This is a genomic window from Chryseobacterium herbae, assembly GCF_025154075.1.
Taxonomy (GTDB): Bacteria; Bacteroidota; Bacteroidia; order Flavobacteriales; family Weeksellaceae; genus Chryseobacterium; species Chryseobacterium herbae.
On the sequence record NZ_JAOAMU010000001.1, the window covers coordinates 903,525 to 915,526 of the forward strand.

The following is a 12,002-nucleotide window of genomic DNA, read 5'->3' on the forward strand; positions in this document are numbered from 1 at the left end:
CTGTGAAATTGAATGATGACGAGAATATTATTTTTTTTATGCTTACTGACAGGCTTCGTACTGCAGGCTCAGCTGCTGTTTCCGCTTAATGAGAAAAAATTTACAGACAGTCTGGAGTTTGTGGTCAAAAATAATAGGAGCCAGTTTTCTAAAGCTGACGCCTGTTTTCTGTTATCCAATTATTACAGAAACATTGATACTGTTACAAGCAAAAAATACCTGGAAAATGGAAAAGTATTAGGGCGAGAAGATCCGTTTACCGCTGCTAAATATTATTATTACGAAGGACAGTATTTTCTTGATCAGAATAAGGATAAAGCAGCAACTTCCTATCATAAAGCGATAGAAGAGTTTTCAAAATTAAAGGACAAAAAAGCTGATCTCTACAAATCTTTGTGCTGGTACGGCTATGGCGTTACCCAAAAGAATAAGGAAGGTTATCCTTATTTAATTAAAACCATGCTTGAGAAAAGCATTCCTACGGCTGAAAAATATGGTGACAATAAACTTACAGGATTTTTATACACCCAGCTCGGAATCATGCTTACTTACAACGCTGAATTTGAAAAGGCTACCAATTATAATACAAAAGCGCTTCATCTTCTTGAGAAAACAGCCCCTCATTCTACAGAGCTATTTTATAATTATCTCAATATTACAAACAATTACTGCTATCAGATAAAAGCGGATATCGGTAAAAAATTTCTGGACAAAGCAGAGAAAATGATTTCTCCTTATCCTGATTCTTCGTCCAATGCACTATTATATTATAGCAAAACACTGTATTACGTCAGCAAACAGAACCATGATCAGGCACTGGCAGCCATAGAAAAAGGATTGTTTTATACTAAAAAATTCAATCAGAAGCTGCTGATGCAGATGTTCTATTTCCATAAGTATGATATATTCAAAAAGCAGAAAAAATATACGGAAGCCAAAAATCTGTTAGAAGAAATCCTTGCTGAAAAAACCCTGGCCACGGATCTTAACAACAAAAAAATACTCTACAGCCATTTATCCAACATCAACGAGATCATGGGAAACCCCAGTCAGGCTTTGGTTTGGGAGAAAAAATATTCAAAACTGAATGACAGCCTGAATGCGGAAAACATCAAACTGGAGATCAATAAACTGGAGGCCAAATACAATACTTCAGAAAAGGAAAAGAGAATCGCTTTCCTGAATTCAGAAAAGAATCAGAAGGAGATGGAGGTCAACAAAAAGAATTACTATCTGTGGATACTGAGCCTTTTTCTGCTGTTTATTCTGATCCTTCTCGTGTTTTTGTTTATCATTTACAGGAACAATAAAAAACTGTCTGAGCAAAAAGAAATTAATTTACAGCAGAAAATAGAAGACATTAATCAGAAAGAAGAATTGGCGTTGACGAAAGCTATTCTGGAAGGTGAAGAAAGAGAAAGGGAACGTATTGCAAAAGATCTTCATGATGGTCTCGGCGGAATGCTGGCAGGCGTTAAAATCAATTTTTCCACCTGGTCATCATCACATCTTGAAACGGAACAACACAAGGGTTTTTATAAGATCCTGGACCAACTTGATCTTTCCATATCCGAACTCAGACATGTAGCCAGAAATCTGATGCCGGAATCTTTACTTAATTTCGGTCTTGAAACTGCTCTGAATGACCTGTGCCAGTTTTATATTCGGAAAGATCTGGATATTTATTTCCAGCCTATCAATATAGACAAAGACCTTCCGCTTACGATTCAGCTTAATATTTACAGAATTGTACAGGAACTTCTTGCCAATGCCGTGAAACATTCCGGGGCCAGTAATATCCTTCTTCAATGTTCCCAATCCGGCGAAAACTTCATGATCACTGTAGAAGACAACGGAAAAGGATTTGAAAAAGACATCGAAAAAACCACAAAAAGTATGGGCTTCCACAACCTGAGGAACCGCGTCAATTATCTTAGAGGAAAAATGGAGGTAAGCTCCGATAGTCAGGGCACAACAATTAACATCGAACTCAATACAAATGGTGAATGAAAAAATTAATATTGTCATCGTAGACGATCATCCTATCGTTATCGAAGGACTGAAAATGATGCTGAAAAGCCAGCCCTTTTTCAATATATCAGAAAGCTTTACTTCCGGATCGGAGATCATCAGCTTTATCCGTTCTCATCAGGTAGATATTATTCTTCTGGACATTACGCTGCCTGATGCCAATGGAACGGAACTGTGCCGGGAAATCAAAAAAATATCGCCGGAGACTGCGGTGATTATGTTCAGTAACCGCTCGGAACGAAGCATTATCATGCAATCTATACAAAACGGAGCCAGCGGCTATCTTCTGAAAAACATTTCGATTGATGAACTTGTGGTATGCATCAAAGGGGCTCTTTCGGGAAATATTGTTTTCTGTAATGAAACCAAACAGATCATCAGCCGTCCTTCCCAAAATGACCTGCCGATTCCGAGGCTGACAAAACGTGAAAAACAAATCCTCCAAATGGTAGCACAGGGAAAAACAAGCGCTATGATTGCGGACGAGCTGTTCTTAAGTCCGCTTACTGTGGATACACACCGCAAGAATCTTCTGCAAAAATTCCAGGCCAGGAATTCTACTGAGCTCATCAACCGGGCAACTCAACATCATATGATCGAGGAATAAAATAAAAAAACCGCTTTAAAAGCGGTTTCATTTATATATAGGAAATATATTTTTTTATAATTCTAAGAAGCTGTAATCAATAGAAGCTACCATAGGACCTGCTCCTTTCTTCTTTTGAGTTTTTACGATTTCTCCGTCTATCCAAAGGTTTATCACCAGTTCAGAATCTGCGTTAGGAAGATCTGCCTTCGCATCAAGATTCAATTGTGCCTGGCTTGAATTCACGAAAAATTCTCCGCTCGTCCAAGTAGTCCCCACCGGATCGAAAATATCAGTCTTTACGGTTCCTACCTGTGTTACAATTGCTCTGATAACACCACCTGTAGTTGTTTTCACTTCAAACTGAACAACGTGATCTGTAAACTCCTCGTCATCGTTATCCTTTTTACAAGAATTCACTACCGTAATTACAGAAAATAATAAAACGAATAAAAAAGAAAGTCTAAGTAAACTTTTTGATTTGTAAAATTGCTTCATTTCTCCAAATAGATTTTTAATGTTTCAAATATAAGTTTTTTATTAATATAAAAATAACTTTTATGAAAAATTTCCAATAAAGATTTCCAATTAATATCAAATCGGCAAAAAGCATAATTGCAGGACCAGCACTTATTTGAGCAGAGAATTAGCTAAACATAAAATTTAAAACACGGACTTCCGTTTAGAAGTTAACAATATGATTTATTAATTATATTTGCTGTATGAATTTAGATTATATAGTAAGAGAACCGGAACATATCACCCCAGATACTACTGTACTTTTCATGTTGCACGGCTATGGCAGCAATGAACAGGATCTTTTCAGCTTCAGGGAAACCCTTCCTGCCGACTGGCTTATCATAAGTTTCAGAGCCCCGAGAGATACCCAGTTTGAAGGGTATTCGTGGTTTGACATAGATTTCAATAATCCTGAAAATTTCATTGATCTTGCTCAGGCTAAGGAATCACTGGACGGCGTACTGGAAAACATCCTGAAAGTAATCAATCATTACGGAATCATTGAAGGAAAGGTCCATCTGTGTGGTTTCAGCCAGGGTGGTATATTATGCTATGCTTTGGCCCTGAAGCATCCGGAAATGTTTAATTATATTGCCTGTCTGAGCAGCTATCCTGAAGAAAAACTGCTGGACGGTATTGTTAAAGATAAAAAGAAACTGGAAAGACTTCGTTTTTTCATCTCTCACGGAACAGACGATGCAGTGATTCCTCTTGAATGGGGAAGAAAGGCTGCAGACCTTCTTTATGACCTGAGCTGTTATTTTAGTTTCAGGGAATATATGAGCGGACATGGTGTCAATCAAAAAAATTATATGGATCTCATGGAATTCTTCTCCAAATAACGCCTAATCTTATTTTACATAAATTTAATCAAAACATATTGCTTCGTTGCAGTTTATACAAACATTCCTACCTTTGGAATGTTTTTTTATGCACAGTAACGATAATTTCACTAAATTCAGTAAATGAAACTAAAGCTTCTTTTACTGGCATTATTCTTTAGCATTTTTCTCAGTGCCCAGAACTCTTTCGAGCTCGTGAATGCCAAAAAAGTAGTCATCCCTTTTAAGCTGATTAACAACCTTATTTTTATCCCGATTACCGTTAACGGAGCCGAACTTACATTTATGCTGGACACGGGCGTTGCGGAAACCATTCTTTTCAGTTTGGACAATAAGGAAGTAAAATTAGAAAATATCGAGAAAATAAAATTTTCCGGACTCGGTGGAAATCTAAGTATAGACGGTTTTAAATCGGACCGTAATATTGCCAGAATAGGCGATCATATCATCAATACATCCATGCTTCTGTATATTGTTATTGATGAGGAATTCAACATCTCATCTCATATTGGAATTCCTGTGAACGGAGTGATCGGGTATCATTTTTTCAAGAACCATCCTATTTCCATAGATTATACCTCAAAAAAAATAACGGTTTATCAGGATATTGATGTTTTTAAGAAGAAACTCAGAAAGTTCACTGAACTGCCCATGACGATAGAAAAGGATAAGCCTTACATCAATGCAGATGTAGAAATGACGAATGAAAAGAAAAGTTCAAAGCTGTTGATTGATCTCGGAAACAGCGATGCCATCTGGCTCTTCCCTACCCTGATCAAAGATTTCGTGTACAACAGACCCAATATTGATGATTATCTGGGCCGTGGATTCAACGGAGATATTTATGGTAAAAGAAGCAGGATCCATAATTTTTATCTGGGAGATTTCAAATTTAATATGCCCCTCACGGCAATGCCCGATGAATACTCTATCCAGCACGTGAATCTGGTCTCCAACCGAAAGGGGTCCGTGGGTGGAGAAATTATCCGCAGATTTACCACCATATTCGACTACACTGCAGGAAAGATATACCTGAAAAAAAATAGAAATTTCGACGATCCTTTTCATTTTAATATGAGCGGGTTAGACTTTAAGCAGGATGGATTGGAATGGCATGAGGACCGCGTAAAAATTGAACCTAAAAAAATATCTGAATCCAGTACTGAAATTTCAGTAGTCAATAACTTTCAGTATAAATTCACTTTAAAACCTGTATTTTCCATCGCGGGGATCAGAAAAGACTCTCCGGCATTTAAAGTAGGCCTGAAAAAAGACGACCGCATAATGATGATTAACGGAAGCCGTACCTCCGATATGACCATGGAAAAAATCATGGATATAATGAAATCTGAGGAAGGAAGGAACATCACAATGGTAGTCCAGCGAAAAACCGTGGAACTGACCTTTAATTTTGTATTAGAAGACCCTATCCCGTATCAAGAATAGCCTATGAAAACCGAAGAAAGCACCATAGATAAAATAAGAACCCGCCCCAGATTCAAGATGCTTACTCATCTTACGAAGGAAGAATATGCAGAAAACTTAAAAAAATATCTTGCCGAGCACAAAGACGAATTTTCGGGAAATATCAACAAGGAAGTAGCCACAATCTGGGTGGAAACGAAATATGATAATTACTCGAAACCGAGGCTATCTTTAAGAGTAGAAATTGAAGATGATGAGACTGCCATACGTGGCGTATTCGGCCCCAGTTCTGCCGTGTGGACATTCTTCATGTTCCTTTATTTTTCCTTTTCAATTCTCTGGATGACTTTTTTCACCATGTATTATGTAGAAAGACAGATAAAAAGCGCTGAGTTCCCGTGGGCCCTGAGCGCTTCATTTATGATGTTATTCTGTATTCTTCTTACGTATGCAGCGGCCAGATTCGGCCAGCACAAGGGTAAGGAAGAGATGCTTAAGCTTAGAAGATTTGCTGAAGAATCTACTTTACAGTTTGAAAAGAAAATGAATTAACCTGGTTTCGGGATAAGACATTTGTTTTTATAATGATTTCAGGATGTTGAAAGTATACATTATAGCACCTCATCATGTTTCGGGCTTCGGGGTATGGGTTTGTGGTTCAAGCAAGGAACTACCTTTTACATCCAGATAATTTCAAATCTTCAATTGCTCTTACCCTAGAAATTAATAATTCATAACTTCCCGAAAATTTTCAAACCCTAAAATCCTCCAGCTCCCAAACGCGTATCCCGTATCTCGTAACTTTCAGCACCTCAATCATTAATTCTCAACCCAAACTCAGATTAATTAATGGGAACCTCCATAGGTTTTTCACTTTGAGCCGGAGCCATTGCTTTTGCGGTTTTAATAGAATCCGCTACTTTTTCCCTGTTGTCCTGTTCTTTTATCATTTTGCTTACGTTGGGTTCCAGAAGTTTGGTCATTTCTTCTACTGAAATATTATTGGCATTAGGATCATCCAAAAGCTTTTTCCATGGCTTTCTTCCGCCCCATTTATAATCTCCGAAAACCATTACTGCCGTCCCTTTTGCTTTGGTAGTGGCACCTCCGGGATTCAGAATCCAGGTATCTGCATAGGAATATAGCCATTGTGCATCTTTCATCAATAAACGCAGACATGAGTGTGAGGCAGGATAACCCGGAAGATCATACTGATGCCATCCGATTCCTCCTATATTATGGATATTGAAGTTATAAGGAAGTTTCCATTCAGTGCTCACCGTTGAGATAGACAGTTTCTTTTTCCAGTTGGCGAAAGTAAGTCCGCGCGTTGTCTGCGCAGCTTTTTTCCCCATACTGGTTGGTCCCCATTTTACAAGACTTCCGTTAGAATATACTCCGTAAGCCTGAATTGGATAAGAAAAGATCACGAATTTTTTTACACCACTCAATACATCTAATTGCATTGGGAATGGCGAATAAGACATCAGCGTGGTATCTATTTTAGCCGGAACCACCAAAGTATCCGTATTGAATCTGTTTTTAGAATCAAGTCTGTTTAATGCTAAAATCGCATAACGTTCCTTTTCGCTGTATTTTTTACTGAATGCTGCGTATACAGAATCTCTCATCTTTTTATCCTTTGGAAGGACAAAAGCATTATAGAAACCGTTTTCCTGCATTGCTGGCGGAACGGATTCTTTCTGTACTACAGAATCTTTTTTGATGGAATCTTTTTTTACGGTCGGAGTCTCTGATGAGGAAACCGTATCTTTAAGAGTATCGCTTATTTTTTCAATTTCTTTCTTACATGAAACCAGCATTGCAGCGCTAAAGCAGGCATATAAAAATATTTTTTTCACAGATATGTTTTTCATAAATAAAACAGGCCATTTAGTTTGGTTACCCATTGCAAATATCAGACCTAATTTTGAATCATAAAAGACATTATAAAAAATACCGTAAAAAAACGGTATTGGAGTATATTGTTTTACAGCAGTTTATTGGTTTGAGCGTAAGAAAGGGCTTCAGCAATGTTATTGACGCCTATTTTATCAAAAAGCTTTTTCCGGTGAAATTTTACAGTATCCGCAGAAATAAACAGCTTTTCCCCAATTTCATTGATGGTCAGTCCACTGGCATACAAACTCAGGATTTCATATTCTCTCTGGGAAAGCTTTATTTTCTCTTCATTCTCCCATCTTTTGATAGCAAGATCATACTTCCAAACTTCATCGGAACCATCTTTACTGATCACAATATTCCCTGACGCCGTACTGTTTGAAAGTGAAACAATGCACAATGCCTTCCAGATCTGACCTTCTTCGGTAAGGAACATCGGGGTGAGCTTGTGATTGACAAGAATATTCTTTTTGCCGTTGATCAGGCAAAAATCGTATGAAATGGAATACAACTTCCGCTCCTCTACAGGAATATTTTCATAAAACTCAAATCCTGCTTCATTGATCTTTATTAATAGCTCCACATCTTCAGGTTTTACATTCTGAAAATAAAAAGCATAGCCCATTGATTTCACTTCTTCCGGTGATTTCCCACACAAGAACAACGGATTTCCAGAGACATAATCAAAACCTCTGGTCTGATAATCTATTACATACAGACTCTGATAGGTAAGCCTTGAAAAAGCTTTTATCGCTTCCAGATAGTCCCCAACCTGGCCGCGATCTATTTCAGCATCATTGCGGACATCATTTTTATCGTTAAAAAACCTGTTTATTTCTTCCATATATCCTTTAATAAACTGACACAATCACTACCCAAAAGTGTAGTATTTATAACACACAAGCAAATCTACACAAAAGTGTAGTGGTTATCAAAATACCGTGATATACTTTTGCTAAAAATAATGTCAGTTCTGTACCTAAAAACAAATCAATAGCCTTAAAGATGAAAAGTATCTGTTTTTATCCTCTATTTATTTTTTCTACAGTCCTGATGATTCTCCTGTCCTCTTTCCAAATCACCAAAGGCAGACATCTTTACCGCAACCAGTGGAAAATACCTGCTCACAAAAATCTGAAAATAAAAAACTCGTCGAAAGAGATTCTTGAAGTGGTTTTATATAATCCTTCACAGAAAGACGCCCTTCAATATGTAATCAATAACCATGAAATAAAGGAGCTGCCCAAGAATGATTCGGTCAAAGTTAAAGTAGATTTCACCCATGAAGTTTTTATCGTAAATAATTCAGCCCTCGAGGGCCCATTCAGACTGAAAATAATAAATAACAACGGCCGGATTAAAGCAGCCCTTAGAGATCAGCTACCCTTATAACAGAATTCATTTTCTGAGAAAAAAACCGTAAATTGTTTGAAGTATCATATCAGCTGATCCGAATCTATTACTGTCTTTTTGGGCAGTAATTTTTGTTTTACGGAAGTTACGGGATGCGTGTTTCGGGGTTCATGTTTCGGGATACGGAGTTTAAGAGTTTGAGGGCGAATTTTGGTTGCCAGTTGCTGGTTAGTAATCATTAAGCTAATGAATTATCATCCTGTATCTGAAAGCTTGGTTCTTCCCTCCTGCTTCTCAAATTCACCATTCACTTGCAAAGCAAAAATTCACCATTGACGTTTTCTAATCTCAACCTTAGTTTCAGTCTAAAGTCTGAAATCTGATGTCTGATGTCTAAAATCTTGACTCTGAATTCTCCCATTCACGGCGAAGCAACCCATTTCAGAGTTCCATTTTTATCAAAACGGTAAGCATCCTGATGCCACGAAGCTCCTCCTCTGCATCCGGTGTAAAGAGTTTTATTTTTTTTGTCTACAGATACATCACAAAGGCATGAACAGGCTGACTTTGAGTAATCCGGTTCTTTGAACAGATCAAAACGCTTCGTTTTCGGGTTATAAAGATAAATGGTAAACGTACTGTAAACACCCATTCCTGCATCCGGAATCGTGAAAGCAAGATCATCGTATCCGTCAAAATTATAATCCTCAATAATGCTTTGCTGGGCTGCATCCGGACTGTCCGGAAAAGGGAGCTCTGCATTCATTTTTTTCCCGTCAGGATATTCAATCAGAAGTCTGTTATTATAAAAATGATTAAAAGAGATTATGGCATCATGCAGCAGGTATTTATCATCGCCATCCGGATCTCCCTCTTCTTCCACAAGTTCAAGTTTGAAATGCGTGAATTGTGTAAAATCCCGTATTCTGATGTAAGAAGGATCTACAATAATATTCTTCATTTGCATCATTTTATATGTTCCACTGAGTTTTCCGTTAACCATTTCATCCCAGACAAAATAATGATGGGCCGGCTGACCCGGGCCTTGCGAAATGGTGTCCAGTTTGTAACTCCTGACCTTTAACGGAATAATTTCTTTCTTCCCTTCATACTGTATAAAAGCTCCTTTCCCGCCATTCCCATAATACAACTTGAGCCTGAGTTCTTTCATTTCAGTAAGGTATTTTAAAGTGATCGGCTGGGCGTGCAGAAAAGTCTCGAAAATAGCAATTACAAAGAGTAGAAAAAGTTTTTTCATCATCTGTCTTTATCGGTTTATAGGTTATTAATGATTATTTAAATTTAGAATTAAACCTTGAATAATAAACTCCCCACAGAAGAAACCATGGCAGATTGGAGATCAAAAAATAAGCGATTCCCTCTCTATCGATTTTTCCGTCAGAAATGGCTATAAAAAAATATCCGGCGGTAAGTATTGGAAGCAGAAACCAGCACAGCCATCTTTTTGTTTTCCCTTGAAACGTTTTTAAAAGAGAAAAAAGGCTGCTGAAGGAAACTACAGTCATAGAAAGAATCCAGATGATCAGAAGACCATAGGCAATCCCGCTCATATCACAGTTTCTGGGATGTTCATCAACACGTGGAACTTCCGTGATCATCATGTAAATAATCAGAATAACCGTCGAAACAACTGTCGCAATAAGCCATGTTTTCAGAATGGAAAGCAGAATAAATTTTCTTTTTGACATTGGATCTATTTATGGTTTTCACTAATGTAGCAATAAACTGCGAATAAATTATTTGGCCTGATGGGCTATCTGAACAAAAATAACGATAAAATACAAGTACATGACCATACGTCTTTGAAAAAAGCTGAACTCGTGTTTAACGAAAATTCCTACTCAGTGAATATTAACAACGGTTCTGCCTACAGATATGGGCTTACAGGGCTGAAAGTTTTAGACAATGCATAAATTCTTGAAATGATCAATATCCCGGCGAATACCCGTGATACAACGGAAACTTTTAGCTAGATTTGTCAACAACAGTAAATCTTCACATTCATGAAAAAAATAGGACTGGTAGGCGGAATAAGCTGGGTATCCACATTGGATTATTATCAATTCATCAATGAAGGTGTCAATGCCAGACTGGGAGGACTGAATGCAGCGGAATGCATGATCTATTCTTTGAATTTTGGGGACCTACAGGCAAAAGGATGGGTCAATTCTTTCGAATTGTTATTAAACGCCTGCAATCACCTTAAAAACACCGGAGCAGACGGCATTGTGCTCTGTGCCAATACAGCCCATCTGTTCGCAGACGAGCTTCAGGACTCCGTACAACTTCCGATTATTCATATAGGTACAGAAACTGCAAAAGCCATACAGAAAGCAGGACTTACAAAAGTCGGTTTAATCGGAACAAAGTTTACCATGGAAATGGATTTCTACAAAAATAAACTTGAAGAATATGACCTTGAAGTACTCATCCCGGAAAAGCAGGAAACAAGGGATTATATCCAGCATACCGTAAAAGATGAACTTGGGGTAGGATTTAGTAATCCGGAGACCAAAACCAATTATATTTCCATTGTACAAGAACTGATCAGCCGTGGTGCCGAATGCATTATTCTCGGCTGCACGGAAATTCCTATGCTTATCAGTCAGGATGATTTTAGCGTGCCTGTTTTTGATACGACAAAATTACATTGTGAGGCTATTGTGGAATATATTGTTTCGTAGAAAGTATACTTGAGGAGATAATAGCAGGTCATCCGCAAAATCTGGTCAGCAGGTAAAATTTATTTTTTAACGTAAGAAAATTATGATCATGTTTTATAAAGGGGAGCAAAGGCGGAATTAATTTTATTGACTCTGATGAAGGGAATGAATACAGATCACATGATTTTAAAATTTCACGCAGATTAATCAGATGATGCAGATTTTTACTTCTGCTAATCTGCTCTATCCCCATCATCTGCGAGAGTATAAAACTCTTTTGTGGTTAAAAAATCTCTTAAATAATCAAAAGGTATATTTCAGATAACGAAACCTTATAGGTTTTGAAAACCTATGAGGTTTGATTGTGCTTATTTTTTTGATTTTTGCACCTGATCCGGTAAAACTTATTCCTTAGGTCGGGTGATAGGTATACAAACAAAAACCCCTTCAAATAATTGAAAGGGTTTTAAAGATCTTGCGATCCGGACGGGACTCGAACCCGCGACCTCCGCCGTGACAGGGCGGCATTCTAACCAGCTGAACTACCGGATCAATTTTTTTAAAGTAAATTGATGAAAACTTCTGCGATCCGGACGGGACTCGAACCCGCGACCTCCGCCGTGACAGGGCGGCATTCTAACCAGCTGAACTACCGGATCA

General features: G+C 37.8%; 13 protein-coding genes and 2 tRNA genes. 8 read left to right on the plus strand and 7 right to left on the minus strand.

Translation table 11 applies throughout. The annotated features are described in order from the left end of the window. The first annotated feature begins 12 nt into the window (after window positions 1-12). Together N0B48_RS03825 and N0B48_RS03830 are read left to right on the plus strand one after the other, a co-directional pair. A complete protein-coding gene (locus N0B48_RS03825) occupies window positions 13-2,010 on the plus strand; it encodes a tetratricopeptide repeat-containing sensor histidine kinase (RefSeq protein WP_259836885.1) in 1,998 nt (665 codons plus the stop codon). Further along, window positions 2,000-2,638, plus strand: a complete 639-nt coding sequence (locus N0B48_RS03830) for a response regulator transcription factor (protein ID WP_259836886.1) — start codon at window positions 2,000-2,002, stop codon at window positions 2,636-2,638. The genes N0B48_RS03825 and N0B48_RS03830 overlap by 11 nt, the downstream gene beginning before the upstream one ends. A 54-nt stretch (window positions 2,639-2,692) precedes the next feature. Here N0B48_RS03830 and N0B48_RS03835 read toward each other — a convergent pair whose 3' ends face one another. After that, entirely contained in the window at window positions 2,693-3,115 is a 423-nt protein-coding gene (locus N0B48_RS03835; RefSeq protein WP_259836887.1) for a hypothetical protein, read from the minus strand. Window positions 3,116-3,339: 224 nt separating this feature from the next. On the opposite strand from N0B48_RS03835, the gene N0B48_RS03840 reads away from it, so the two are divergent. From N0B48_RS03840 to N0B48_RS03850, 3 genes are all read left to right on the plus strand, one after another. Then, window positions 3,340-3,978 carry an alpha/beta hydrolase gene (locus N0B48_RS03840; RefSeq protein WP_259836889.1) on the plus strand — a complete coding sequence of 213 codons (639 nt, stop codon included), beginning with the start codon at window positions 3,340-3,342 and terminating at the stop codon, window positions 3,976-3,978. Between the two features lie 123 nt (window positions 3,979-4,101). Further along, the gene (locus tag N0B48_RS03845; RefSeq protein WP_259836891.1) at window positions 4,102-5,424 is read left to right on the plus strand and encodes a PDZ domain-containing protein; all 1,323 of its coding nucleotides are present in this window, start codon (window positions 4,102-4,104) and stop codon (window positions 5,422-5,424) included. Window positions 5,425-5,427: 3 nt separating this feature from the next. Beyond that, complete coding sequence (locus N0B48_RS03850) at window positions 5,428-5,955, plus strand: hypothetical protein (protein WP_259836893.1); 528 nt, start codon at window positions 5,428-5,430, stop codon at window positions 5,953-5,955. 290 nt (window positions 5,956-6,245) lie between these two features. On the opposite strand, the gene N0B48_RS03855 is transcribed toward N0B48_RS03850, so the two are convergent. Together N0B48_RS03855 and N0B48_RS03860 are read right to left on the minus strand one after the other, a co-directional pair. Beyond that, on the minus strand, window positions 6,246-7,265 hold the full coding sequence (locus tag N0B48_RS03855; RefSeq protein ID WP_259836894.1) for a L,D-transpeptidase: 1,020 nt from the start codon (window positions 7,263-7,265) through the stop codon (window positions 6,246-6,248). A gap of 128 nt (window positions 7,266-7,393) precedes the next feature. Then, complete coding sequence (locus N0B48_RS03860) at window positions 7,394-8,149, minus strand: response regulator transcription factor (protein WP_259836895.1); 756 nt, start codon at window positions 8,147-8,149, stop codon at window positions 7,394-7,396. A gap of 161 nt (window positions 8,150-8,310) precedes the next feature. Between N0B48_RS03860 and N0B48_RS03865 the strand changes: the two genes are divergently transcribed. Continuing rightward, window positions 8,311-8,697 carry a hypothetical protein gene (locus N0B48_RS03865; RefSeq protein WP_259836897.1) on the plus strand — a complete coding sequence of 129 codons (387 nt, stop codon included), beginning with the start codon at window positions 8,311-8,313 and terminating at the stop codon, window positions 8,695-8,697. A gap of 382 nt (window positions 8,698-9,079) precedes the next feature. Here N0B48_RS03865 and N0B48_RS03870 read toward each other — a convergent pair whose 3' ends face one another. Next, window positions 9,080-9,919 carry an XAC2610-related protein gene (locus N0B48_RS03870; RefSeq protein ID WP_259836898.1) on the minus strand — a complete coding sequence of 280 codons (840 nt, stop codon included), beginning with the start codon at window positions 9,917-9,919 and terminating at the stop codon, window positions 9,080-9,082. Window positions 9,920-9,950: 31 nt separating this feature from the next. Next, window positions 9,951-10,367 (minus strand): hypothetical protein, encoded by a 417-nt coding sequence (locus N0B48_RS03875; protein ID WP_259836900.1) that lies wholly within the window; start codon window positions 10,365-10,367, stop codon window positions 9,951-9,953. Window positions 10,368-10,427: 60 nt separating this feature from the next. Here N0B48_RS03875 and N0B48_RS03880 point away from each other — a divergent pair, with 60 nt between their 5' ends. Both N0B48_RS03880 and N0B48_RS03885 read left to right on the plus strand, forming a co-directional pair. After that, window positions 10,428-10,592 carry a hypothetical protein gene (locus N0B48_RS03880; RefSeq protein ID WP_259836901.1) on the plus strand — a complete coding sequence of 55 codons (165 nt, stop codon included), beginning with the start codon at window positions 10,428-10,430 and terminating at the stop codon, window positions 10,590-10,592. Window positions 10,593-10,682: 90 nt separating this feature from the next. Beyond that, the gene (locus tag N0B48_RS03885) at window positions 10,683-11,363 is read left to right on the plus strand and encodes an aspartate/glutamate racemase family protein (protein WP_259836902.1); all 681 of its coding nucleotides are present in this window, start codon (window positions 10,683-10,685) and stop codon (window positions 11,361-11,363) included. Window positions 11,364-11,820: 457 nt separating this feature from the next. Here the strand turns inward: N0B48_RS03885 and N0B48_RS03890 are convergent. Together N0B48_RS03890 and N0B48_RS03895 are read right to left on the minus strand one after the other, a co-directional pair. Further along, window positions 11,821-11,894 (minus strand) — tRNA-Asp (locus N0B48_RS03890). Between the two features lie 33 nt (window positions 11,895-11,927). Continuing rightward, window positions 11,928-12,001 (minus strand) — tRNA-Asp (locus tag N0B48_RS03895). Between the last annotated feature and the right edge of the window lies 1 nt (window position 12,002).